We start from the raw sequence: 23,170 nt of genomic DNA, 5'->3' as shown, positions 1-23,170 counted from the left end.
GGGATGAGCATCGACAGCGCAGCATCCTCCTCCGTCACCCGCTCGCCGCTCGGCGACTCCGGCATCGACGTCTTCCCGCTCTCGCTCGGCGGCAACGTCTTCGGCTGGACCGCGGGGCGGCAGACCTCCTTCGACGTCCTCGACGGCTACACGGCCGCGGGCGGCGACTTCATCGACACCGCCGACGCCTACTCCGCCTGGGTCCCGGGCAACACGGGCGGCGAGTCCGAGACGATCATCGGCGAGTGGCTCGCGCATCGCTCGGGGGACCGGGACGACGTGGTGATCGCGACGAAGGCGGGCCGCCACCCGCAGTTCACCGGCCTCGCGCCCGACACCGTGCGCGCGGCCGCCCGCGCCTCCCTCGAGCGCCTCGCGACCGACCGGATCGACCTCTACTACGCCCACTTCGACGACGAGGCCGTGCCGATGGCCGACATCGCCGCCGTGTTCTCGGAGCTCGTGGACCAGGGCCTGGTCCGCGCGATCGGAGTGTCGAACTTCAGCGCCGATCGCGTCGCGGAGTGGCTGCGCATCGCGGGCGAGGAGGGCCTGCACGCGCCCGTCGCGCTGCAGCCGCACTACAACCTCGTGGAGCGCGGGATCGAGGCCGACCTGCTGCCCCTCGCCCGCGAGGCGGGGCTGGCCGTCGTCCCCTACTCCGCCCTGGCGTCAGGATTCCTGACCGGCAAGTACCGCGACGGATCGACGCCCGAGGGTCCGCGCGCCGACGGCGCCTCCCGCTACCTCGACGGCCGCGGCCGCCGGGTGCTGGCGGCGCTCGACGCGGCGGCGGAGGCGCACGGCGCCGAGGTGGCGACGGTGGCCCTCGCGTGGCTCCGCTCGCAGCCCGGAGTGGTCGCGCCGATCGCCAGCGCCCGCGTGATGGAGCAGCTGCCGGCGCTGATCGCCTCGGCCTCCCTCGAGCTGAGCGCCGAGGAGCTCGCCGCGCTCGACGAGGCGAGCCGGGCGTAGCCGCAGACGGGCGGCCGCGGGGGCGCGTCCCCCGCGGTCATCGACGCTCCGCGGAGGTGCTATCGTCTAACGGTGCCAAATCGCGGGCACGCCCCGAGAGGGGCTGTCAGACCCGCAGGTGCGCCCCCTTAGCTCATTGGTAGAGCACTTCCTTGGTAAGGAAGAGGTAGTGGGTCCGATTCCCACAGGGGGCTCCGTTCCCCGCAGGCCAGACCTGCGAAGAACGCGCGGCGGGGTAGCTCAGGTGGTTAGAGCACACGGCTCATAATCGTGGTGTCGCGGGTTCAAGTCCCGCTCCCGCTACAGCGAGAAGGCCCCGGTTCGCGCGTCGAGCCGGGGCCTTCGGCTTTCCCGGGCGAGGTCCTGCCCGTGGGAGAGGTCTCAGACCGCGCAGCCCGCGAAGAGCACGTCGTCCGAGGAGACCAGGTCCTCCAGGGTCAGCAGGCGGTCGAGGTCGTGGCCGGCGGCCAGGGCGTTGGCGCGCTCCGGTGCGGTCTGGGGGGCGAGGCGCCCCTCCATGACCCCGCCGAGGGCGCGGACGGCGCAGGCGGCGACCACTCCCTCCGGGGTGCCGCCGATGCCGAGGACGAGGTCGACGCGGCCCGCGGGATCGGCCGCCTCGATCGCGACCGACACGTCGCCCTCGCCGCGCAGCTCGAGCGCGACCCCGACCGCGCGCAGGGCCGCGATCAGCCCGGAGTGACGCGGCTTGTCGAGCACGACGACGACCAGCTCCGCGACGGGCTTCCCGAGCGCCGCCGCCAGCCGTGCGGCGTTCTCGGCGGGAGGGAGGTCGAGCGAGACGGCGCCCCGGCCCGCTGCAGAGCAGACCAGCTTGTCCATGTAGAACACGTCGCGCGGGTCGAACAGCGTGCCGCGCGGGGCGAGCGCGATCACGCTCACCGAGCCGGGGAGCCCCTCCGCCGTGAGCCGGGTGCCGTCGAGCGGATCGACCGCCACGTCGCAGGAGGGAGCGGAGGCGCGGCCGAGGCGCTCGCCGTTCGCGAGCATCGGGGCCTCGTCCTTCTCGCCCTCGCCGATCACGACGACGCCGTCGAACGGAGCGTCGGCCAGCACGGCGCGCATCGCCGCGACCGACGCCTCGTCCGCCGCGATCTTGTCGCCGCGCCCGTACCAGCCGCGCGCCGCCTCGGCCGCCGCGCGCACGGCGGCGGCCACCGCCTCCTGCAGCTCGGCCGGGTAGGCGGGCGACGCGATCAGCCGCAGGCCGCTCATGCGCGCGCGGGCTGAGCGGTCGCGGTGCGGACCAGCCGCTCCAGGGTGCGCAGGCCGTCGGAGGAGAGCACCGACTCCAGGTGCCCCTGCACCGACGCGACGTGCTCGCCGCGGAGGGCGTTGACCACTCCCGTCTCCGGGTCGACCGAGACCTCGAGCCCCAGCCGGGGCGTGCGCGCGACGCCGGGGGCGACGGAGGAGAAGGTGTTGTAGAAGCCGATCGCGGCGTCCTCGCCGAACACGTCCACCGCCAGGCGCACGCCCTGGCGGGGCGCGGGCAGCGGCTCGACCGGGAGGCCCGCCAGCAGTGAGAGCATCTGGTGGCTGAGGCAGACGGCGAGCATCGGCCGCTCCGCCTCGAGGCGGGTGGTCATCAGCGAGCGCAGGTGCGCGATCCGCGGGTCGGAGTCGTCGCGGGGGTCGCCCGGGCCGGGGCCGAAGACGACGAGGTCGTCGCTCAGCACGTCGGCGACCTCCGACCAGCGCTCGACCCGGGCGTCCATCCCGAGGTGGCGCAGCTGGTGGGCGAGCATCGTCGTGAACTGGTCCTCGTTGTCGACGATCAGCGCGGTGTGCCCGGCGAGGCCGGCGATGTGCTCGGGCGCCTGGGGCCGGAGCCAGAACGAGGCGAGCCGCTCGTTGCGCGCCTCGAGCGCCTCCTGCACGCCCGGCTGCGCGTTCAGGTCGATGGCCGGCGGCACCTCGCGGTGCGGCAGCAGGCCCAGGGCGGAGAGGACGCCCGACGCCTTCGCCCGCGTCTCGGCGACCTCGCCCTCGGGGGTGGAGTGGCGCACGAGCGTCGCGCCGGCCGGCACGGTGAGGCGGCCGTCCGCGCGGAGGTAGGCGGTGCGGATGAGGATGGGGGCGTCGACCGTGTAGCCGTGCTCCTCCGGCTCGAAGAGGGCGAGCACGCCGGAGTAGTAGCCGCGCGGCTCCTTCTCGTACTCGGCGATCACGGCGCACGCGTTCTCCATCGGCGAGCCGGTGACCGTGGGCGCGAACATCGTCAGCCGCAGGACCTCGCGCACGTCGAGTCCGGTGCGGCCCTCGAGCAGGTACTCGGTGTGGCTGAGCCGCGACATCTGCTTGAGGAACGGCCCGAGGATGCGGCCGCCGTCCGGGCAGACCGCGCTCATCATCTTCATCTCCTCGTCCACGACCATGAAGAGCTCCTCGCTCTCCTTGACGTCGGCGAGGAACGCGAGCACCTCCTCCCCGGTGGGTCCGGCCGCGGGGTGGCGGAAGGTGCCGCTGATCGGGTTCATCATCGCGACGCCGTCGCGCACCGAGACGTGGCGCTCGGGGGTCGCGCCGACGGCGGTGACCGTCTGCGCGCCGTCGACGCCGGGGGTGTGGATCGCGAAGGTCCAGTACGCGCCGGACTCGTCGGTGAGCAGGCGGCGGAACCAGGCCAGGACCGCCTCGACGGGCGGCGCGTCGGTCTGCGCGACGAAGGCGCGGTTGATGACGAAGTTGGCGCCCTCGCCGCGGCCGATCTCGTCCTCGATCACCCGGCGGACGATGTCGGCGTACTCGTCGTCCGGCACGTCGAAGCCGCGCTCCTCGACCGGGATCTCCCGCTCGGGCAGGAGCCGCAGCACCTCCGCCAGGGGGACGCTCTCGCGCTCGCGCACCACGAGGTTGCGCAGCGGGGCTCCGTCGTCCTTCGCCGCGAAGCCGCGCTCGCGCACCTGCCGGTAGGGCACGAGGGTCAGCACGTCGTCGCCGTCGAGCGGGATGTCGGCCAGGCCCTCGACGTCGAGCACGTCGCCCGTGAACACGTCGACGGCGTCGCGGCCCTGGCGGAGGACCACCGCGAACGGCAGCGTCCCGTCGGAGGCGAGGATGCGGGAGAGGAGCGAGGTCATCGTGGTCCTTGAATCGGGTCGTGCCCCACCCGGGCCCTGACATGCAGAACGACCGCCCGGAGGAGGCGGTCGCGTGCGAGGGGTCTGCGCGTCGGTCCGCCTAGGAGGCGGGCCACCAGGGGCTTCGGATCGACGTGCGCACGCGGCGAGTCTAGGGGAGAGCCGGGCGGCGGCCAAGCGGTGTCAGGCGGCCGGCCGCTCGGTCGGCTCGCCCCGCAGGGTCCGGAGCAGGAGGGTCGCGCCGGCCGTCGCGGCGGGGGTGGCGACGACCGCGCCCCCGGGGACGAGGAACGCCAGGTAGACGGCGATGCCGAAGCCGAGCGAGACCGCGCGGTGCTCGCCGAGGAGGCGGCGGCGGTCGCGGAGGGAGAGCCCCCGGGCGTCGCCCGCGAACCCGGTCAGCTCGAGCGCGAGGGCCCTCCCGCCGACCAGGGCGCCGGCGACGAGGCCGACGATCGAGCCGACCAGCGGCACCAGGCCCAGCAGCACCAGGACCACGCCGATCCCGAGGGAGGTGGCGACCAGCACGGCGGAGTCGCGGAGGCCGCGGCCGACCCCCTGCCAGAAGGTGCTCTCGCGCTCGTCGGGCACGCCGCCGAGGTCGTCCTCGACCCGCCGCCAGATCCGCTCGTAGAAGGGGTCGCCGACCAGCAGGGTCACCGCGGCGAAGAGGACCACGCCGAGGGCGAGCACGGCGCCGACCACCGCGATCGAGAGCACCAGGCGGACGGTGGCGGCCGTGCCCTCGTCCCAGCCGCCGGCGAACGGGGTGAGCGCGGTCACCGCGTCCTGCACCCGCGTGAGCACCAGGACCAGCACGCCGACGAAGACCAGGCCGACGATCAGGGGCGGGATCGCGCCGAGGAGCATCGCCCGCGGCGAGCGGACCCAGGTGCGGAAGCCGCGGAGGAAGAGCCGGGCACCGAGGCCGAGATCGCGGAGGACGCTCATCCCCCGATCCTCGCAGGTGGGTCCGGCCCGGCGGTCCGGTAGAACACCCGACCGTGCGGGGTGCGGAGCCTCAGACCCGCTCGAACGGAGCGAGCAGCCCCGCCATCGCCTTCGTCCGCGGCGCGGCGTACTCGTCGCGCCGCGAGGTGCTGACGCCCATCGCGACGAGCCCCTCCACGAGGCGCACCGCCGAGGCGACGCCGTCGATCACGGGCACGCCCAGCTCCTGTGAGAGGTCGCGGCACAGGTCGGCCATGCCCGCGCAGCCCAGCACGATCGAGTCGGATCCGTCCACGGTCAGCGCCTCGGCGCACTCCGCCAGGATCGCGCGGCGGGCGTCGGAGCGGGGGTCGTCGAGCTCGAGCACCGGGATGTCGCAGGCGCGCACCTGGCGGCAGGCGTCGCCGAACCCGGCGCGGCGGGCGATGTCCCAGGCGCGGCCGCTCGTGCGCGAGAGCGTGGTGACCACGCTGAAGCCCCGGCCGACGAGCGCGGCCATGTGCATGGCGGCCTCGGCGATCCCCACGACCGGGCCGCTCGCGATCTCGCGCGCGGCGTCGACGCCCGGGTCGCCGAAGCACGCGATGACCGCGCCGTCGCAGCCGGCCGCCTCCGCCCGGGCGATCTCGTGCAGGACGCCGGGCACGGCGAGCGCCTCGTCGTAGTGGCTCTCGATCGACGCCGGACCCATCGGCGGGGTGACGGCCGTGATCTCGGTGCCGAGCGAGGCGACGGAGCGGGCGGCCCGGCCGATCGCCGCGGTCATCGCAGTGCTGGTGTTCGGGTTGACGACGGTGATGCGCATGGTGGTTCCTCGGTTCGGGTGCCGGGAGGGGGAGGGACCCGCCCGGCCGCCGGTCCGCGGGATGCGGAGCGGCCGGGGCGGATCCCTCCTCCGTGCCGGCCGGATCAGACGGTCGAGCCGTCGCTGACGTGCTCGAGGTCCTCGTCGAGGCGCCCGATCCGCGGCGCGCGCCGCTCGAGCACGGCCATCGCGACGAACCCGAGCCCGCAGCCGAGGAACCAGCTGTAGTCGCCGAGCCAGGTGAACTCCGCGCCTCCCGCCTCCGCGATCCAGCGCGGCACGAGCACCGAGGCGACGGAGGGGACTCCGCCGATCACGGTCGCCCAGACGGCGTTGGGGTTGAAGCCGCGCGAGAACCAGTAGCGGCCCTTCTCGCTCATCGTGTAGAGGTCGTCCACCCAGACGCGCTGGCGGCTGATCAGGTAGTAGCCCGCGATGAGGACGCCGAACAGCGGTCCGATCAGCGCGCCGAGGATGCCGAGCGTGTAGTGGATGGCGGTGTCGTTCGAGTACCAGTTCCACGGGGTGAGCAGCACCGAGCCGACGGCGGCGATCATGCCGCCCATCCGCCAGCTGATCTTCTTCGGGTTGACGTTCGAGAAGTCGAACGCGGGGGAGATGAAGTTGGCGACGATGTTGATGCCGATCGTCGCGATGACGAAGGTGAGCCCGCCGAGGAGCACGGCGAACCAGGTGTCGATCCGCTCGACGGTCTCGATCGGGTCGGTGATCAGCTCGCCGAAGACCGGCACGGTCGCCGAGGCGGTGATCACGGTGAGGAGGGAGAAGAAGAGGAAGTTGATCGGGAGGCCGAGCAGGTTGCCGCGCTTCACGGCGCCGTAGCTGCGGGCGTACCGGGAGAAGTCGCCGAAGTTGAGCATCGGGCCCGAGAAGTAGGAGACGACCAGGGCGACGGCCGAGATCATCACCGGCACCGCGGCGGCGAGGTCGAGCGGCTCGCCGGAGCCGAGGGTGAGCGAGATGTTCTCCCAGCCCGCCTGCGACACCAGGTAGACGGCCAGCACGAGCATCACCACGTAGACCGCCGGTCCCGCCCAGTCGATGAAGCGGCGGATCGACTCCATGCCCCGCCAGAACAGCGCGGCCTGCGCGACCCAGAGGATCGCGTAGGAGAGGTAGCCCAGGGCCGAGAGGCCGAGGAACGACGCCTCGGGCGTGTTCAGGGCGGCCATGCCCGGGAAGAACTTGAGGAAGACGATGTTCAGCGACTGCGCCGCCAGGTAGGTCTGCACGCCGTACCAGGCGATCGCGATCAGTCCGCGGATGATCGCCGGGATGTTCGCGCCGCGGATGCCGAAGATCGCGCGGTTGATGACGGGGTAGGGCACGCCGGTGACCTGGCTGGGCTTGGCGACGAGGTTGCAGAAGACCTGCACGATCACGATGCCCACCACCAGGGCGACGAGCACCTGCCAGCCGGCCAGGCCCAGCGCGAAGAGCGAGCCCGCGGTCACGTACCCGCCGACGCTGTGCACGTCCGACATCCAGAACGCGAAGATGTTGTAGCTCGACCAGCGCTGCTTCCGGAGCGGGGCGAGGTCCTCGTTGGAGAGGCGGTCGTCGTAGCCGGCGCTCGCCGCGGCGGCGGGATCCGGATCGACGGGGGGAGCGGTGACTCGGGGTGCGGTGACGCGGTCGGACATGGGTGGATCCACCTCTCGGGCGGTCGTGCGCAGAGCGGCACGGAGCGGATGTGTCAGGGTGGTCGGGACGTCCGGCCGAGGAGGCTGGGCGTCGCGGAGAGCGTTCCGAGTGAAGTGATCACTTCACGCGGGCCACGCTACGAGTCGGGAGGCCGCCGCTCGTTTCGGCTCCGTTACGGCTGTGTGACGATCCGCGAGAGGGGACGGGCCATGCCCTCCGACGACACCGCGCCCGACGAGGCGGCCGCCCGGGCGATCGCGGACGGGGCCGGACTCGGCGCCCGGCTGCGGGAGCTGCGGCTCTCGGCGGGCCTGTCGCTGAAGGCACTCGCCGGGCGACTCGGCATCTCCGTGAGCGCCGTCTCGCAGATCGAGCGCGGAGCCATGCAGCCCTCGGTCGGCCGGCTGATCGCCCTCGTGGACGCGCTGGGGGTCCCGCTGTCCGCCGTGTTCGACCAGGGCGCGTCGGCGCCGGTCGAGACCGCGGTCGTCCGGGCGCGCGAGTCGGCGCCCGTGGCGCTCGAGGGCGGAGTGCTGTTCCGCCGTCTGGCGCCGCGTCCGCTGGACGCCGTCGACTTCTTCGAGTCGACCTACCCGCCGGGCTCGACCTCGACGGCGCACCGGCAGCTGCTCCGCCACGACGGGTTCGAGATGGGGACGGTGACGCTCGGAGAGCTGACGGTCGAGTTCGAGGACGAGTCGGTCGTCCTCGGGCCGGGCGACGCCATCACGTTCCCGTGCGAGCGGCCGCACCGCATGGTCAACACGGGCTCGACCACGGCGATCGCGACCTGGCTGATCGTCCACCGCTGACACCGCGCCGGTGCTTCGTGCCGGACCCCTGGCGGCACCACCTGCGTATGGGACCCTGGTCCTCGCTCCTCCACAACGGGCGGACGACCGTCTCCTGTCCACACCCCGGTCGGGATCGGGGCGCGGCGGGCCCTCGGTGTCGGTACCGCCTGGTGGGCTGGTCTCCTCGACCGAGGGGTGCGGAACGTGGAGGAGCGGATGGACGGCAGGAACGACGAGGGGTGCCCGCGCTGGTGCGCGGGCGAGCACGACGAGCTGGTCGCGGCGGGGGAGCGGCTGCACCGCTCCGCGGCGAGCTCGCTCCCGGTGGTGCTCTGGGCGGGCCGAGACGGGGCCGCGGGCGCGACGGTGCACGTCTCCCTGTGCCGCCCGGGGGAGTCGGGGGAGGACAGGCTCCGCCTGGAGGCCGACGGGCTCGGCGAGGTCGACCTCGATCTCAGCTCGGGGTCGCGGCTGGCCGGCGCGGTGCTCCGGCTACTCGGCGCCGCGTGAGGTGCGCGGCGGATCGGGCGGCAGGAGGTCCGTCAGCTCGATCTCGAGCGCCTCGCAGAGCGCGAGGAGGGTGTGCAGCGTGGGGTTCGCGGGCGAGCCGGGCTTCGACTCGCCCTTCTCGAACTTCTGGTAGGTGTAGCCCGCGAGCCCGGCCGCGTGGGCGATCCGCTCCTGGCTGGCGCCCTTGGCGATGCGGGCCCGGTGCATGTTGGTGCCGAGCTCGCGGGCGTAGGTCGCCCAGTCGCGCTCGGGAGTGGGTGTCGACATGCCCGCCAGCTTCGGAGAAGTTCGGCCGCGGGTCAGCCATACACGGATGGGAAATTCCCGGTGGTCATACCCGGGTGACCACAGGCGGCGCCTCCGGAGCCCCGAGGGCCCCGCGACGGCAGCGCCTAGTATGGCCGGGTGCCAGTGAACCCCGAACTCGTCGGGCGCGTCTTCGCGCCCACGGAGCCCTATCAGGTGGGGCGCGAGAAGGTGCGCGAGTTCGCCCGCGCCGTCTCCGCGACCTCCCCCCTGCACCACGACGTCGAAGCCGCCCGCGCCGCCGGGCACCCCGACCTCGTCGCTCCGCCCACCTTCGCCGTCGTCGTGCAGGAGTTCACGCTCCAGCAGCTGCTCGCCGAGCCCGACGGCGGGATCGACTTCAGCCGCGTCGTGCACGGAGACCAGCGCTTCGTGCTGTCCCGTCCGGTCGTGGCCGGCGACGAGCTGACCGCGACCCTCTCGGTCGCCGCCATCAAGAAGCTCGGCGCCCACTCGATGGTCACCACCGAGTCCCGCATGGTCGACGCGAGCGGCGAGCACGTCGTCACCGCGATCTCGACCCTCGTGGTCAGGGGAGACGAATGAGCACCGCACTGCCCGCTCTCGCCGAGCTGAGCGTCGGCCAGGTCGTCGCCGAGAGCCGCTTCCCGATCGACCGCGGCACCCTGGTGCGCTATGCGGGCGCCTCGGGCGACTTCAACCCCATCCACTACCGCGACGACGTCGCCGCCGAGGTCGGCCTGCCCGGCGTACTCGCGCACGGCATGCTCACGATGGGCACCGCGGTGCAGGTCGTCGTCGACTGGGTCGGCGACCCCGGACGCGTGGTCGACTACCAGGTGCGCTTCACCCGCCCCGTCGTGGTGGACCCGCGCGACGGCGCCGCGATCGACGTGGTCGCCAGGATCGGTGCTGTGAACGCCGAGGAGGGCTGGGTCCGCGTCGACCTCGCCGTCTCGGTCGAGGGCCAGTCCGTCCTCGGCAAGGCCCAGGCACGGGTCCGACTCGCGTGACCTCCGCGCCGCTGCTCTCCGCCCTGACCACCCTCCGCGTCGGCGGACCCGCCGAGCGCCTCGTCGAGCCCGCCACCGAGGCGGAGCTGGTCGAGACGCTCATCGGCCTGTGGTCGGACGACGAGCCGTGGCTGCTGCTCGGCGGCGGCTCCAACCTCCTCGTGGGCGACGACGGGGTCGAGGGCACGGTCGTGCGCGTGCGCACCACCGGCGTCGAGCGGCTCCCCTCCGACGAGCCGGGGCGCGTGCTCCTGCGGGTCCAGGCGGGCGAGTCGTGGGACGGCCTCGTCGCGACGACCGTGGAGCGCGGCTGGGCGGGCCTCGAGGCCCTCAGCGGCATCCCCGGCACGGTCGGTGCGTCGCCCGTGCAGAACATCGGCGCCTACGGCCAGGAGCTCTCGGACACGCTGGTCGCGGTCGACTTCCTCGACGAGGGCGCCCGCGAGCCCGTCCGGCTGACGGCGGAGGAGCTGCAGTTCGCCTACCGCACCTCCGTGATCAAGCAGGGCCGCCGGGGCGCGGTGCTGGCCGTCGAGTTCGCGCTCGAGGAGGTCGGCGCCGAGGGCGACGGCACTCCCGTCGCCTACGGTCAGCTGGCGTCGGCGCTCGGAGTCGCGCTCGGCGACCGCGTACCGCTCGCGCGGGTGCGCGAGACCGTGCTGGCGCTGCGTGCGGGCAAGGGCATGGTCCTCGATCCGGAGGACCCGGACACCGCGAGCGCCGGCTCCTTCTTCACCAACCCCCTCGTCACGAGCGCGTTCGCCGACTCCCTGCCGCCCGAGGCGCCGCGCTGGCCGGTCGAGCCGACGGCGGAGGCGCCCGTCATCACCCCGCTCGCCGCGGTCGAGGCAGGAGCGCCCGTCGGGCTGCCCGTGCCTCCCCGCGCCGACGGCCTGGTGAAGCTCAGCGCCGCGTGGCTGATCGAGCACGCCGGCGTCTCGCGCGGTTTCGCCCTGCCCGGCTCGCGGGCCGCCGTGTCGAGCAAGCACACCCTCGCCCTGACCAACCGCGGAGGAGCGACGGCCGAACAGGTCGCCGAGCTCGCCCGGTACGTCCAGGGCCGCGTCCTGGCGGAGTTCGGCGTGCTGCTGCACCCCGAGCCCGTCGTGGTCGGCACCGCGGTCTGAGTCCGCGCGGTCTGCGCGCGCAGGCCCCGCGCTCGCGGGGACGCGCGCCCTCCGGCCGCGGCCTCCTCCGGCTCAGCTGTCGCGGCGGATCCAGCGGAAGCCGAAGCGGCAGGCGACGAGCCCCACGACGAGCCAGATACCGAGCACCAGCGCGACGCCGCCGAGGTCCCACGACCCGTTCACCTCCGCCTCCTCGAACCCGCTCGGCAGGAACACGGCGCGCATGCCCTGCGCGATCCACTTGAGCGGGAAGACGCTCGCCGTGTTCTGCAGCCAGTCCGGCAGCGTCGTGAACGACAGGTACGACCCCGAGATGAACTGCAGCACGAGCAGCGGCGGCACGATCACGGCGGTCGCGCTCTTGCCCGAGCGGGGCAGCGCGGAGACGGCGATGCCGAGGATGGCCGACGTCGCGACTCCTGCCAGGTAGACCCAGGCGAAGGTCGCCCAGCGTCCGCTGTCGGTGGGCAGCTCGACCGAGAACACCGTCGCCGCGACGAGGAGCAGCAGGGCCGTCTGCGCGAGGCTCGTCACGAGCACCTGGCCGAACTTGCCGATGAAGTAGCTGAAGACCGGCAGCGGTGCTCCCGCGAGGCGCTTGAGCGTGCCGTCGCCGCGCTCGACCGCGATGTCGACGCCCAGGTTCTGGACGCCCGAGAGCAGGATCCCGGCCGCGGCCAGGCCCGGCACGTAGTACTCCGCCATCGGGATGCCCGGGTCCTGCGGGTTCGCCTGCATCACCGCGGTGTCGCCGAACGCGACCGAGAAGATCGTCAGGAGCAGCACCGGGAAGAGGAAGGTGAAGAACACCTGGTCCGGAGCGCGGAAGTACGAGCGGATCTCGTAGCGGGCCCGGGCGAGTCCGAGGCGGACGGTGCGTCCCGGGCCGGTGGAGAGAGTGCGGGGGCGGGTGGCGACGGCGGTCACGCGGGCTCTCCGATCAGGTCGACCGCGTCGCGGTCCTCGCGGATGAGGTCGAGGTAGATGTCCTCGAGGCTGGGGCGGACGACCTCGAGGGCCGTCGGCTCACCGATCCGGGAGTGCAGCTCGGCGACGGTCCGGGCGGGCTCGGTGGTGCGCAGCCGGTGCAGCACGCCGTCCTCGCGCCACTGCACGATCGGGACGCGCGCCTCGTCCCCTCCGATCGCGCTCATCGGGCCGATGGCCAGGAGCCGCCCGCCGGAGATCACGGCGGCGCGGTCGCCGAGGCGGGCGGCCTCGTCGAGGTAGTGGGTGGTGAGGAGGATGGTCGTGCCCTCGCTCTTGAGCAGGGCGATCAGGTCCCAGAAGGAGTGGCGGGCCTCGGGGTCGAATCCCGTGGTGGGCTCGTCGAGGAACACCAGCTCGGGACGGCCGATGATGCCGAGGGCGACGTCGACGCGGCGGCGCTGGCCGCCCGAGAGGCGCCCGATGCGCGAGCGGGCCTTGGACGTCAGCCCGACGGCCTCGATGGTCTCGTCGACGTCGCGCGGTCGCGGATAGAGGCTGGCGAAGTGCGCGATCTGCTCGCGGACCGTCGCGTTGCCGGACTCGCCGCTGGACTGCAGGACGATCCCCAGACGCGCCTTCCACGCCAGGTCGCCGTGGCGCGGGTCGACCCCGAGCACCGACACCTCGCCGCCGGAGCGGTCGCGGTAGCCCTCGAGGATCTCGATGGTCGTCGACTTCCCGGCGCCGTTCGGGCCGAGGAGCGCGAAGGTCTCGCCCCGGTGGATGTCGAAGGAGACTCCCGCGACCGCCGGAGCGCCCCCGTAGTCCTTCCGCAGGTCGCGGACTCGGACGGCGTGGTCTTCGCTCATCGTCACAGCGTGCCCTGTCGCACCCCTCCGGCGACAGTGATCCCCGATTTCCGCCTCCCTCTTGCCCTCCCCGCCCCGAGATGCCAGGCACCCCTCACCTGTCGGACAGGCCCGTCGCAGTACCCGCCGTCACCGTGCGGCACGGTCGAGCGGCGATCGGCGGTCCGCGTGTCACGGATCGTCGTCCGCGCTGCGCACCCCGCTCTCTGCGACGCACCCCCGTCGTCGAGCCGCCGCTGCCGATCGACGGCGCAGGCGGAGGAGGGCTAAACGGTGCCGAAGAGCCGCTGCAAGCGGCGCACGCCCTCGAGGAGCGCGTCGTCGCCGAGGGCGTAGGACAGGCGGAGGTAGCCGCTCGGTCCGAAGGCCTCGCCGGGGACGGTGGCGACCTCGGCCTGCTCGAGGATGAGGTCGGCGAGCTCGAGGGAGGTCGTCGGGGTGGTGCCGTTCCACTCGCGGTTCAGCAGCCCGTTCACGTCGGGGTAGACGTAGAACGCGCCGCCGGGGGTGGGGCACTCGATCCCGTCGATCGCGTTCAGCTCGGCGACGATGGTGCGGCGGCGGCGGTCGAAGGCCAGGCGCATCTCCTCGGCCGGCTCCTGCGGACCGGTGAGGGCGGCGATCGCGGCGCGCTGCGAGATGTTCGAGACGTTGCTCGAGAGGTGCGACTGGAGGTTCGAGGCGCCCTTGATCGCGTCGGCCGGGCCGACCATCCATCCGACGCGCCAGCCGGTCATCGCGTAGGTCTTCGCGACGCCGTTGACGAGGATCGTCCGGTCGCGCAGGGCCGGCACCGCCTCGACGATCGAGGTCGCGTGCTCGAGCGGGCTCGCGTCGTCCTGGTCGCCGGTGGAGTAGACGAGGTTCTGGTAGATCTCGTCGGCGATGATCCAGAGGCCGTGCTCCTCGGCCCACTCGCCGATCTCGCGGGTCTGCTCGGCCGAGTAGACGGCGCCGGTGGGGTTGGAGGGGGAGACGAACAGGAGCACCTTGGTGCGCTCGGTGCGCGCGGCCTCCAGCTGCTCGACCGTGACCAGGTAGCCCTGGTCGGCGCCCGCGAACACGTCCACCTGCACGCCGCCGGCGAGCTTGATCGCCTCGGGGTAGGTGGTCCAGTACGGGGTCGGCACCAGCACCTCGTCGCCGTCGTCGAGGAGGGTCTGGAAGGCCTGGTAGACGGCCTGCTTGCCGCCGTTGGTGACCACGACCTGCGAGGGGTCGACGGCCCATCCGGAGTCGCGCGCCGTCTTCTCCGCGATGGCCGCGCGGAGGTCGGGGAGGCCCGCCGCGGGGGTGTAGCGGTAGTTCCTCGGGTCGAGCACGGCGGCCGAGGCGGCCTCGACGATGTGCTCGGGAGTGAGGAAGTCGGGCTCGCCGGCGGCGTAGGAGACGACCGGGCGGCCCTGGGCCTGGAGGGCCTTCGCCTTGGCGTCGACCTTCAGAGTGGCGGACTCGGCGATGGCGGCGATGCGGGCGGAGATGCGCGTGGTGGAGGACACGACGGCCAGCGTATCCTGCGCGCACACGGGGCTCCGAGGCCCCCCGCCGCTCGGCTGGACACGCCCTTCGGGTCCACGTACACTCGTCCGAGGTAGTCGATCTCTGCCCTCATCCGCAGCGCCCGCGAGGGTCGCGGCGGTGGGGCGGCGGGTCGGTCTCCTCCTCGGATGCTCGCAACGGCATCCATAGGGCGGTGGCTCAATTGGTAGAGCAGCGGTCTCCAAAACCGCAGGTTGCAGGTTCGAGCCCTGTCCGCCCTGCACATCGATGCCCGTCGCACGCGGTCCCCGCGACGCTGCGGTCATCGGTCCAGGGCCGCCCATGACGGGCGGTCGGCCACACCGGAGGTTCCGGTGCGGGAAAGGTGCGTGCAGGTGGCCGGGAAAGCAGTCGACGAGCCGAGCGAGGACGTCGTCGCGATCGCCAATCAGCAGCGAGCCGCGCGGCGCAACCCGTTCGCGCGCATCGCCCTCTTCATCCGGCAGGTCATCGCCGAGCTGAAGAAGGTCGTGACGCCCACCCGCAAGGAGCTGGGCAACTACGTCGTGGTCGTGCTGATCTTCGTCGTCATCATGATGGCGCTGGTGTCCTTCCTCGACTGGGTCTTCGCCCTGGCCGTGACGTACGTGTTCGGCACACCCGCCGCCTGACCCGAGAGCATCCGGGCCGCGCGAGCGGAGGGTGCCGGCGACAGCGGGACGCGCCCCGAGGGGCGCGACCGATCGATCGAGAGAGAGTTGTGACGAGTGTCTGACAGAAACCGCGACGACGTCGACTGGGCGACGGCTGCCGAGCAGTCGTCGGAGGTCGAGGAGGAGCAGGAGGGCGACGTCCAGTCGCAGGCTGAGGACGCCGTCGAGCCCGCCGAGCAGGGTGCGCTGAGCATCATCGACGAGAACGAGTCCGAGGACGACCTCGCCTCCGACCTCGAGGCAGCGCTGGACGCCATCGGCTCCGTCGATGACCCCGAGGCCGACTCCGCCGTCGACGAGGCCGCGCACATCGACACCGTCGAGGAGGCCGAAGCGGCCCTCGAGGCCGTCGAGGACGAGGCCGAGGTCGCCGCCGAGGACGCCGAGTCCGCCGGTGAGGACCTCGCCGACATCGACCCGTACGAGGCCTTCCGCACCGAGCTGCGCGGCAAGCCGGGCAAGTGGTACGTCATCCACTCCTACGCCGGCTTCGAGAAGCGCGTGAAGTCGAACATCGAGAACCGCAAGGTCTCGCTCGAGGCCGAGGACTACATCTTCGAGGTCCAGGTCCCGATGGAGGACGTGGTCGAGATCAAGAACGGCCAGCGCAAGATGGTCACCCGGGTGCGCATCCCCGGCTACGTGCTGGTGCGCATGGACCTCAACGAGGACTCGTGGTCGGTCGTCCGCCACACCCCGGGCGTCACCGGCTTCGTGGGCAACGCCCACAACCCGACCCCGCTGCGCTTCGAGGAGGCCTTCACGATGCTGAAGAGCCTCGTCGAGATCAAGGATGTCGCCCCCTCGAAGACCTCCGGTGCCAAGGGCCAGAAGCAGGCCCAGCGCGTGCTGCCCGCCGAGGTCGACTTCGAGATCGGCGAGACCATCACCATCAAGGAGGGCTCGTTCGCGGGTCTTCCCGGCTCGATCAGCGAGATCAAGCCCGAGAGCGGCAAGCTCACCGTGCTCGTCTCGCTCTTCGAGCGCGAGACCCCGGTCGAGCTGTCGTTCGACCAGGTCACCAAGCTCTGACGCGTCGCCTCCGCGCCGCGTGAACGCCCCCTCCGCACGTCGGAGGGGGCGTTCGCCGTTCCGGGCGGCGCCCCCTCCGGCACCGCCCCACGCGCCCCCGAGCGTCGGCCCCTCCTCCGCCCTGTCGGGGGTGGCCCCGCTCGTGTAAGCTCGTACGGGTTTTCGTGTCGGCGCCCGCCTCTGTGCGCGCCGGACGACCCTCCTCCACCGCGATCCGGCACCGTCGGATGCGCGGGAGAGCGGCCGGGAGCCCCCGACCGCTCGAACCCTGAGAAAAGGAATCAGAATGGCCCCCAAGAAGAAGGTCACCGGCCTGATCAAGCTCCAGATCAAGGCCGGCGCGGCCAACCCCGCGCCCCCGATCGGTCCGGCGCTCGGTCAGCACGGCGTCAACATCATGGAGTTCTGCAAGGCGTACAACGCGCAGACCGAGTCGCAGCGCGGCAACGTCATCCCCGTCGAGATCACCGTCTACGAGGACCGCTCGTTCACCTTCGTGCTGAAGACCCCGCCCGCGGCGGAGCTCATCAAGAAGGCCGCCGGCGTCGCCAAGGGCTCCTCGACCCCGCACACCGTGAAGGTCGCGAAGCTCACCCAGGCGCAGGTCCGCGAGATCGCCGAGGCGAAGCAGGTCGACCTGAACGCCAACGACATCGACGCCGCCGCGAAGATCATCGCCGGCACCGCCCGCTCGATGGGCATCACGGTCGAGTAGCGCGACGCGCTGCTCGACGGCGGGAGCGACGCGCCCACCGGCGCGGACCCACCGCGGAAGCCTCGAGAACCCGACGGCGGCCCCTCAGCGGGGTCGCACGCCCGGTCCGGAAACGCCTCCGCACGACCTCTCCGCCTCCCGCGAGCAGCAGTCACGGCCGCGATCGCGGCACCACCAGAACTCCATCACCCCCGTGGGAGAGCCCGCCAGGCTCTAGAACCACATTCTCGTTTCAAGGAGAAACAACATGGCACAGAAGTCGAAGGCCTACCGGGCCGCCGCGGCCAAGCTCGAAGAGGGCAAGTTCTACACGGCCGACGAGGCCGTCGCGCTCGCCCGCGAGACCGGTTCCGCCAAGTTCAACAGCACCGTCGAGGTCGCCCTCAAGCTCGGTGTCGACCCCCGCAAGGCCGACCAGATGGTCCGCGGCACGGTCATCCTGCCCCACGGCACGGGCAAGACCGCCCGCGTCATCGTGTTCGCGACCGGTCCGGCCGCCGAGGCCGCGCTGGCCGCCGGTGCCGATGAGGTCGGCGGCGCCGAGCTCATCGAGAAGGTCGCGGGCGGGTACACCTCGTTCGACTCCGCCGTCTCGACCCCGGAGCTCATGGGCCAGGTCGGCCGTCTCGGAAAGGTGCTCGGCCCCCGCGGCCTCATGCCCAACCCGAAGACCGGCACCGTGACCCCGGACGTGGCGAAGGCCGTGACCGAGATCAAGGGCGGAAAGATCGAGTTCCGCGTCGACAAGCACGCCAACGTGCACCTCGTCGTGGGCAAGGCCGCGTTCACCGAGGAGCAGCTCCAGGAGAACTTCAAGACCGCGCTCGACGAGATCCTCCGCCTCAAGCCGTCCTCCTCGAAGGGCCGCTACATCCAGAAGGCCGCCGTCTCGACGACCTTCGGCCCCGGCATCCCGCTGGACGTCAACGTCCTGGCCTGAGCCGAGCACGCACTGACGTGAGGAGGGGGTCCGCTTCGGCGGGCCCCCTCCTTCGTCGTCCCGGCATACTGGACCGGTGATCCGCCGCTCCGCTCCGTCGCGCCTCCCGTGACCGTCCGCCGGGCGTCCCCCGCCGACGCCGACGCCCTGGCCGAGCTGGCCGCCGCGACCTTCCCACTGGCCTGCCCGCCGCACACCACCGCGGAGGCGAAGGCCGAATTCGTGCGCACCGTGCTCTCGGTCGAGCGCTTCCGCGACCACCTCGCCGATCCGCTCCGCTCGCTCCTGGTCGACGACGACTCCGGCGCGCTGACCGGCTACGCGATGCTCGTGCGCGGGGAGCCCGCCGACGCCGAAGTCGTCGCGGTGATCCGGCTGCGTCCGACCGTCGAGCTCAGCAAGTTCTACCTCCTGCCCGGCCGGCACGGCTCCGGAGCGGCGGCCGCGCTGATGGCCGCGACCCTCGAGGAGGCGCTGGATCACGGTGCCGCGGGCGTCTGGCTCGGCGTCAACGAGCAGAACGCGCGTGCTCAACGGTTCTACTCCAAGCACGGCTTCGCGGTCGTCGGCCGCAAGCGCTTCCTCGTCGGCGACCGCTGGGAGGACGACTTCGTCCTCGAGCGCTCTCTCGCCTGACCCTCCCCGCGAGACGCCACCCGGGTACGCGACCCGCTCCGCGCGGCGTATCCGAGTGGCCTCTCGCCGAGGTCAGCCCTCGGAGACGGTGAGGACGATCTTGCCGCGGGTGTGGCCCGTCTCGAGCTGCTCGTGCGCCTCGCAGGCGCGGGCGAGGGGGAAGATGCCGTCGATGAAGACGCGGACGTCGCCCGACTCGAGAAGGCGCGAGACCACGCCGAGGGTCGCCCCGTCGGGAGCGACGCGGTAGGTGGAGGCGCGCACGCCCGCAGCGGCCCCCTCCTCGAAGAACCCGGGCCAGCTCCCGGTGGGCGCGTTCACGATCAGGCCCCCGGGGCGGAGGACCCTCAGCGAGCGCGAGCCCGTGTCGTCGTGGACGTTGCCGACCAGATCGATGACCACGTCGACGCCGGACAGCAGCTCGTCGAAGCGCTCGGCGGTGTGGTCGATCACCTGCGCGGCGCCGAGCTCGTGCAGCCACTGCAGGTTGCGGGTCGAGCCGGTCGCGATCACCGAGGCGCCGAAGTAGGCGGCGAACTGCACCGCGAAGTGGCCGACTCCGCCCGACCCGGCGTGGATGAGGATCCGCTGACCCTCGTGCGCCTTGGCGAGTTCGACGACCATGCCCCAGGCGGTGAGCGCCGCGAGCGGGACGCCGGCCGCTTCGACGTGCGAGAGCGTCGACGGCTTCCGCGCGATGGAGACGCTCGGCACGCTGACGTACTCCGCGTAGGAGCCCGAGTAGCGCGGCACCATGACGAAGCCGTAGACCTCGTCGCCCGGCCGCAGCGGATGCGCCGGGTAGGGGCTCGAGACGACGACGCCCGAGAAGTCGTGGCCGAGGACCGCAGGGTAGGAGGCGATCTGCGAGGCGACCCCCTGGCCCGCGCGCGTCTTCGCGTCGAGCGGGTTCACGCCGGCCGCGACCACCTTCACGGTGAACTCGGCGTTGATGGCGGAGGGTGTCGGCACGGTCGCCAGGTGCAGGGCGGAGGCGTCGCCCGGCGCGTCGATCACCGCCGCCGTCATCGTGTCGGGGAGGACGACCTCCTCCGGGATCTCGCCGATCGCGAGGCCGTGCCCGAGCGCGCTGGTGTGCATCGTCGCCTTTCCTGTCGCTGAGGCGTGCGGGTGGAGCGTGCCGAGGACGTCGCCCCCGATCCCCGCATCCGACGCCGCGACCAGTCAATCGAGGCAATGAGTCGGCGCTGTTACGGGGGTGTCACCCTCGGGAGAAGATTGGCGCGCGGAGCCGCGGGCGCCCGGTCTGGCACGATGAGGGGATGCGACGCCGACGTACCCTGCTGGTCGGCGGTGCCCTCCTGGTCCTGGCCGGGCTCGTGGTCCTCCTGGCCGCCCGGATCAGCATCGGCACCAGCCGCTGGGTCTACGTCAGCGAGATGGGCGCGCCGGACCTGCCGACGGCGGGCGCCTTCGAGGCCGCTCTTCTGCTCGTGGCGGCCGGCGGCGCGCTGATCGCCGCGGGCGCCTGGCCGGTGCGCGCCCGCCTGCTCCCCGCCCTCCGCCCGGCGGGCGCGATCCTCCTGGCGGCCGCCTGCTTCGCGCTCGCCTCGCAGGTGACCTGCACGGCGGGCTGCCCGCTGCCGGTCGGGCCGGCCTTCCGCTGGCAGGACCTCATCCACACCTCGGCCGCCGTGCTCGGCTTCGGGGCTGCCTGCGCCGCGATGCTCCAGCTGGCGACCGTGCGGGGGCGCCCTGCGGTCGCGCGGCTCTCGCTCGCCGCCGGGATCTCGGTGGCGGTCGTCGCCGGGACGGGTGGGATCCTGTCGCTCCTGCGCGTGTGGCTGCGGCTCGGCGGCACGCTCGAGTTCGTGGCGACGGCGATCGCAGTGCTCTGGCTCGCGTTCGTCGGCCTGGTGCTCGCGCTCGAGGACCTCAGCGCCGAGCGAGCCAGCCGCGGACGTGCCCGCGGATCCGGTCCTGCTGAGCGGCGAACCCCTCGTCCCGCGACGGCACCCGCTCGCAGTCCGCATCCGGAAGAGCCCTAGCCCACGCCTCCGCGACCTCGACCGGGTGCACGGGGTCGCGCTCGGCCGCGATCACCAGGGTGCGCGCGATGACCTCGCCCAGCTCTCCGGAATCGCGGTAGGCGGCGTTCCGCGGGATCTGGGCGAGCCGGACGGCGCGCTCGGCCGCGCGCGGGGAGCGGAACTGCAGCGTCAGCGCCTCCGCCGACGCGGGGGACACCTCAGCGGCGCGCGCGAACAGGCCCGAGGCGCGGAACATCCGCTCGCCGCGCTTCGCGCCGTGGTCGTGCAGCAGCTGCGCGATGACGGGGAACACGGTGAGGTTCTCGGGCAGCGGCTCGGCGGTGAAGGCGGGACGCACGAAGACGGCGCGGTCGATCGGCAGCACGCGTCGGACGGCGAGGCGCAGGGCGATCGCCGCGCCCATCGAGATGCCGAGCACCGTGAGCGGCTTGTGCGCGGCTCCGGAGCGCACGATCTCCTCCGTCACCTCGTCGGCGAGCGCCTCGAGGGCGAAGTCGCCGGGCGCGCCGAGCAGCTCGGAGGCGCCGTGGGCGCGGACGTCCGGAGCGATGACCTCGCTGCCGGCGGGGAGGGCGGAGCGCAGCAGCCCCAGCGGCTGGGAGCGGTCGCCGCCCAGGCCGTGCAGGAGGAGGACCGTCACCGGGCGCGCGTCCGCTCGTGCAGCTCGGCCATCAGCATCCCCGCCAGCCGCACGAGGATGTGGATCTCGTCCTCGTCGCGGTCGACCCAGCGGGAGTTCGGCTCGCCCTCGATCGGCACGAAGTCGCGGTGCTGCTCCCAGACGACGAGCGTGCGCTCGGCGCCGAGGACGTACTGCTGCCAGAAGACCTGCCGCAGGTAGTGGCGCGGGATGCTCCGCCACGGCTTCGTCGTGGTCTTGATCTCGCAGAGCTCGAGCCGGCCGTCCTCGCGGAGGCCGATGCCGTCGGGCGTGGCGAGGTGCCGCCGCTCCTGGCTCGCGTGGAAGAGGGTGCTGCTGGGCTCGATCGCGTGCTCGCTCCGCACCCAGGCGGCGATCTCGGGCTCGCGGGCGCGGCCGTGGTCGGTGAAGGCGTTGCCGCCGAAGCCGGTGCCGTAGAGCTTGTCGAGCGCTGCCTTGCCGATCGCGGCGGGGGAGGAGAGGCGGGCGACGTCGGTCGCCGTGATGCCGCGCGAGCGGGCGCGGAGCCAGGCGACGCGGTCCGAGGAGTCGGCGACGACCCTCCGGAGGTGCGGGGGCTCGGCGTCCGTGAAGACGGGCTGCGTCTCCCAGGGGAAGGAGAGCTGCAGGTCGGGCACCGATTCATTCTCTGCCCCCTGCGGCGCCCGGTCGAATCGGCACGCCGACCCGCGGCGTCTCACCGGGGCGGGACGGCTCGCGCCGGCGGCTCAGGCGTCGAGGAAGGCGTCGACGTGCGCGGGGGAGAGGAGGTGGCGCCGGACCATCAGGGCGGCACCGCGGACGCCTCCGCCCTGGGCCGCGGCCTGCACGATGTCGAGCGCGCGGGTCGCCAGGGGGAGGGAGCGGCGGTAGACGACCTCGCGGACCCCGGCGAGGACCTCGTGGCTGGCCTGGGCGATGCTGCCGCCGACGACGATGACGGACGGGTTCAGGAGGTTCACGCAGGTGGCGAGCACCTCGCCGATGTCGCGGCCCGCGGCGCGCGTGAGCTCGACGGTGGTGGGGTCCCCGCCGGTCAGCAGGGTGACGACGTCGGAGGTGCTGGCGGCGTCGATCCCGGACTCGGTCAGGCGGCGGGCGATCGCCGAGCCGCTCGCGATCGCCTCGAGGTCGGCCTCGCCGCGGTCGCCGGGGACCTGCACGTGGCCCAGGTCGCCCGCGGCTCCGAGGGCTCCGCGCTGCAGGGCCCCGCCGCTGACGATCCCGGCTCCGATGCCGGTGGAGACCTTCACGTAGAGGAGGTCGTCGACGTCGGCGTAGTGGTCGGCGTGCTCGCCGAGCGCCAGCAGGTTCACGTCGTTGTCGACGAGGACGGGCACGGGGAGGCGGCGGCCGACGAACTCCGGGATGTCGAAGCGGTCCCAGCCGGGCATGATCGGCGGCTTCACCGGGCGGCCCGTCGCGTGCTCGACGGGTCCGGGGACGCCGACGCCGACTCCCGCGAGCGGGCCGGCCGCCGGAGTCCGGCCGAGCAGGGCCGCGGCGACGTCGAGGGCGTGGCCGAGGACGGCGAGGGGGCCGTCGGCGATGGCGATGCTCTCGCGGCGGCGGGCGAGGACCGTGCCGTCGAGGTCGGTCAGGGCGACGACGGCGTGCGCGGCGCCCAGGTCGACGGCGAGGAGGCTGCGCGCCCGGGGGTCGAAGGCCACGCGGGCGGCGGGACGGCCGCCGGAGGAGGGGGCGTCGTCCTGCCGGGCGACCAGGCCGGAGGCGGTGAGGACGTCGAGCTGGGCGGAGACGGCCGCACGCGGCAGGCCCGTCTCGGCGACCACGTCGGCCCGCGTCCGGGGCGCCCCGTCGGCCAGCAGGAGCAGCAGCTCGCCGACCGCGCTGACGGTGATGCGGCGGCGCGGGGACATGGCCAGAGTCAACCACAGCGCCCGTGCTTCTGTGCGGCGGGTGCCCGACTTGGCGGGCGCGCAGGGCTAGTTTTGCTTGTCCGTGAGCAAAAGTCCGCGTAGGGTTCGAGGCA

The 23,170-nt window shown here is 73.0% G+C and carries 25 protein-coding genes and 3 tRNA genes; 15 read left to right on the top strand and 13 right to left on the bottom strand.

Annotated features, from left to right (window positions below):
• The first annotated feature begins 3 nt into the window (after positions 1-3).
• The 3 genes from C5C50_RS02755 to C5C50_RS02745 all read left to right on the top strand — a co-directional run bounded on the left by C5C50_RS02755 (position 4) and on the right by C5C50_RS02745 (position 1,278).
• Positions 4-975, top strand: a complete 972-nt coding sequence (locus C5C50_RS02755) for an aldo/keto reductase (RefSeq protein ID WP_104268589.1) — start codon at positions 4-6, stop codon at positions 973-975.
• Between the two features lie 122 nt (positions 976-1,097).
• Positions 1,098-1,169 (top strand) — tRNA-Thr (locus C5C50_RS02750).
• A 35-nt stretch (positions 1,170-1,204) separates the two neighbouring features.
• Positions 1,205-1,278: transfer RNA gene (locus C5C50_RS02745), tRNA-Met, on the top strand.
• Positions 1,279-1,356: 78 nt separating this feature from the next.
• Here C5C50_RS02745 and C5C50_RS02740 read toward each other — a convergent pair.
• The 5 genes from C5C50_RS02740 to C5C50_RS02720 form a co-directional block, all read right to left on the bottom strand.
• Positions 1,357-2,211 (bottom strand): fructose-bisphosphatase class II family protein, encoded by an 855-nt coding sequence (locus tag C5C50_RS02740; RefSeq protein ID WP_104260449.1) that lies wholly within the window; start codon positions 2,209-2,211, stop codon positions 1,357-1,359.
• Positions 2,208-4,079, bottom strand: coding sequence for an anthranilate synthase family protein (locus tag C5C50_RS02735; protein WP_104254835.1), 1,872 nt, complete (start codon positions 4,077-4,079; stop codon positions 2,208-2,210). The genes C5C50_RS02740 and C5C50_RS02735 overlap by 4 nt, the downstream gene beginning before the upstream one ends.
• 183 nt (positions 4,080-4,262) lie before the next feature.
• Positions 4,263-5,030: an EI24 domain-containing protein gene (locus C5C50_RS02730; RefSeq protein ID WP_104223620.1), complete on the bottom strand. Its 768-nt coding sequence runs from the start codon at positions 5,028-5,030 to the stop codon at positions 4,263-4,265.
• 70 nt (positions 5,031-5,100) lie between these two features.
• Positions 5,101-5,835: an aspartate/glutamate racemase family protein gene (locus C5C50_RS02725; protein ID WP_104266753.1), complete on the bottom strand. Its 735-nt coding sequence runs from the start codon at positions 5,833-5,835 to the stop codon at positions 5,101-5,103.
• Positions 5,836-5,939: 104 nt separating this feature from the next.
• Positions 5,940-7,499: an NCS1 family nucleobase:cation symporter-1 gene (locus C5C50_RS02720; RefSeq protein WP_104227042.1), complete on the bottom strand. Its 1,560-nt coding sequence runs from the start codon at positions 7,497-7,499 to the stop codon at positions 5,940-5,942.
• A 210-nt stretch (positions 7,500-7,709) separates the two neighbouring features.
• Between C5C50_RS02720 and C5C50_RS02715 the strand changes: the two genes are divergently transcribed.
• On the top strand, positions 7,710-8,312 hold the full coding sequence (locus C5C50_RS02715; RefSeq protein WP_104227043.1) for a helix-turn-helix domain-containing protein: 603 nt from the start codon (positions 7,710-7,712) through the stop codon (positions 8,310-8,312).
• Positions 8,313-8,510: 198 nt separating this feature from the next.
• Positions 8,511-8,804: a DUF6907 domain-containing protein gene (locus tag C5C50_RS02710; RefSeq protein WP_104254833.1), complete on the top strand. Its 294-nt coding sequence runs from the start codon at positions 8,511-8,513 to the stop codon at positions 8,802-8,804.
• On the opposite strand, the gene C5C50_RS02705 is transcribed toward C5C50_RS02710, so the two are convergent.
• Positions 8,787-9,071: a helix-turn-helix domain-containing protein gene (locus C5C50_RS02705; protein WP_104223625.1), complete on the bottom strand. Its 285-nt coding sequence runs from the start codon at positions 9,069-9,071 to the stop codon at positions 8,787-8,789. The genes C5C50_RS02710 and C5C50_RS02705 overlap by 18 nt on opposite strands.
• A gap of 138 nt (positions 9,072-9,209) precedes the next feature.
• Between C5C50_RS02705 and C5C50_RS02700 the strand changes: the two genes are divergently transcribed.
• From C5C50_RS02700 to C5C50_RS02690, 3 genes are read left to right on the top strand one after another with little or no spacing between them, the layout of a single operon-like run.
• Positions 9,210-9,656 carry a MaoC family dehydratase N-terminal domain-containing protein gene (locus tag C5C50_RS02700; RefSeq protein WP_104227045.1) on the top strand — a complete coding sequence of 149 codons (447 nt, stop codon included), beginning with the start codon at positions 9,210-9,212 and terminating at the stop codon, positions 9,654-9,656.
• Entirely contained in the window at positions 9,653-10,084 is a 432-nt protein-coding gene (locus C5C50_RS02695) for a MaoC/PaaZ C-terminal domain-containing protein (protein WP_104238284.1), read from the top strand. The genes C5C50_RS02700 and C5C50_RS02695 overlap by 4 nt, the downstream gene beginning before the upstream one ends.
• Complete coding sequence (locus tag C5C50_RS02690; RefSeq protein WP_104272786.1) at positions 10,081-11,211, top strand: UDP-N-acetylmuramate dehydrogenase; 1,131 nt, start codon at positions 10,081-10,083, stop codon at positions 11,209-11,211. The genes C5C50_RS02695 and C5C50_RS02690 overlap by 4 nt, the downstream gene beginning before the upstream one ends.
• A gap of 72 nt (positions 11,212-11,283) precedes the next feature.
• Here C5C50_RS02690 and C5C50_RS02685 read toward each other — a convergent pair whose 3' ends face one another.
• The 3 genes from C5C50_RS02685 to C5C50_RS02675 all read right to left on the bottom strand — a co-directional run bounded on the left by C5C50_RS02685 (position 11,284) and on the right by C5C50_RS02675 (position 14,518).
• Complete coding sequence (locus tag C5C50_RS02685) at positions 11,284-12,138, bottom strand: ABC transporter permease (RefSeq protein WP_104223629.1); 855 nt, start codon at positions 12,136-12,138, stop codon at positions 11,284-11,286.
• Positions 12,135-13,010: an ABC transporter ATP-binding protein gene (locus tag C5C50_RS02680; protein WP_104254889.1), complete on the bottom strand. Its 876-nt coding sequence runs from the start codon at positions 13,008-13,010 to the stop codon at positions 12,135-12,137. Before C5C50_RS02680 ends, C5C50_RS02685 begins: the two co-directional genes overlap by 4 nt.
• Before the next feature lie 266 nt (positions 13,011-13,276).
• Positions 13,277-14,518 carry a pyridoxal phosphate-dependent aminotransferase gene (locus C5C50_RS02675; RefSeq protein ID WP_374953278.1) on the bottom strand — a complete coding sequence of 414 codons (1,242 nt, stop codon included), beginning with the start codon at positions 14,516-14,518 and terminating at the stop codon, positions 13,277-13,279.
• A gap of 179 nt (positions 14,519-14,697) precedes the next feature.
• Between C5C50_RS02675 and C5C50_RS02670 the strand changes: the two genes are divergently transcribed.
• The 6 genes from C5C50_RS02670 to C5C50_RS02645 all read left to right on the top strand — a co-directional run bounded on the left by C5C50_RS02670 (position 14,698) and on the right by C5C50_RS02645 (position 18,525).
• Positions 14,698-14,770 (top strand) — tRNA-Trp (locus C5C50_RS02670).
• Positions 14,771-14,884: 114 nt separating this feature from the next.
• On the top strand, positions 14,885-15,160 hold the full coding sequence (gene secE, locus C5C50_RS02665; protein WP_068208793.1) for a preprotein translocase subunit SecE: 276 nt from the start codon (positions 14,885-14,887) through the stop codon (positions 15,158-15,160).
• Between the two features lie 96 nt (positions 15,161-15,256).
• Positions 15,257-16,234 (top strand): transcription termination/antitermination protein NusG, encoded by a 978-nt coding sequence (gene nusG / locus C5C50_RS02660; RefSeq protein ID WP_104223631.1) that lies wholly within the window; start codon positions 15,257-15,259, stop codon positions 16,232-16,234.
• Positions 16,235-16,520: 286 nt separating this feature from the next.
• Complete coding sequence (rplK, locus tag C5C50_RS02655) at positions 16,521-16,949, top strand: 50S ribosomal protein L11 (RefSeq protein WP_104223632.1); 429 nt, start codon at positions 16,521-16,523, stop codon at positions 16,947-16,949.
• 247 nt (positions 16,950-17,196) lie between these two features.
• The gene (gene rplA, locus C5C50_RS02650; protein WP_104223633.1) at positions 17,197-17,889 is read left to right on the top strand and encodes a 50S ribosomal protein L1; all 693 of its coding nucleotides are present in this window, start codon (positions 17,197-17,199) and stop codon (positions 17,887-17,889) included.
• Between the two features lie 108 nt (positions 17,890-17,997).
• Positions 17,998-18,525, top strand: a complete 528-nt coding sequence (locus tag C5C50_RS02645; protein WP_104272785.1) for a GNAT family N-acetyltransferase — start codon at positions 17,998-18,000, stop codon at positions 18,523-18,525.
• Positions 18,526-18,597: 72 nt separating this feature from the next.
• Here the strand turns inward: C5C50_RS02645 and C5C50_RS02640 are convergent, their stop codons facing one another.
• Positions 18,598-19,626 carry an NADP-dependent oxidoreductase gene (locus tag C5C50_RS02640; RefSeq protein WP_374954489.1) on the bottom strand — a complete coding sequence of 343 codons (1,029 nt, stop codon included), beginning with the start codon at positions 19,624-19,626 and terminating at the stop codon, positions 18,598-18,600.
• A gap of 182 nt (positions 19,627-19,808) precedes the next feature.
• On the opposite strand from C5C50_RS02640, the gene C5C50_RS02635 reads away from it, so the two are divergent.
• Positions 19,809-20,534, top strand: a complete 726-nt coding sequence (locus tag C5C50_RS02635) for a DUF998 domain-containing protein (protein WP_104272784.1) — start codon at positions 19,809-19,811, stop codon at positions 20,532-20,534.
• Here the strand turns inward: C5C50_RS02635 and C5C50_RS02630 are convergent.
• The 3 genes from C5C50_RS02630 to C5C50_RS02620 all read right to left on the bottom strand — a co-directional run bounded on the left by C5C50_RS02630 (position 20,422) and on the right by C5C50_RS02620 (position 23,057).
• Positions 20,422-21,177: an alpha/beta fold hydrolase gene (locus tag C5C50_RS02630; RefSeq protein ID WP_181074521.1), complete on the bottom strand. Its 756-nt coding sequence runs from the start codon at positions 21,175-21,177 to the stop codon at positions 20,422-20,424. The two genes, C5C50_RS02635 and C5C50_RS02630, sit on opposite strands and share 113 nt — an antisense overlap.
• Entirely contained in the window at positions 21,174-21,806 is a 633-nt protein-coding gene (locus C5C50_RS02625) for a YqaJ viral recombinase family protein (RefSeq protein WP_104223661.1), read from the bottom strand. Before C5C50_RS02625 ends, C5C50_RS02630 begins: the two co-directional genes overlap by 4 nt.
• A gap of 99 nt (positions 21,807-21,905) precedes the next feature.
• Positions 21,906-23,057 carry an ROK family transcriptional regulator gene (locus C5C50_RS02620; RefSeq protein WP_104223637.1) on the bottom strand — a complete coding sequence of 384 codons (1,152 nt, stop codon included), beginning with the start codon at positions 23,055-23,057 and terminating at the stop codon, positions 21,906-21,908.
• Between the last annotated feature and the right edge of the window lie 113 nt (positions 23,058-23,170).

Source organism: Rathayibacter sp. AY1D9, assembly GCF_002932395.1.
Taxonomy (GTDB): domain Bacteria; phylum Actinomycetota; class Actinomycetes; order Actinomycetales; family Microbacteriaceae; genus Rathayibacter.
This window is presented reverse-complemented; position numbering and strand designations above follow the sequence as displayed.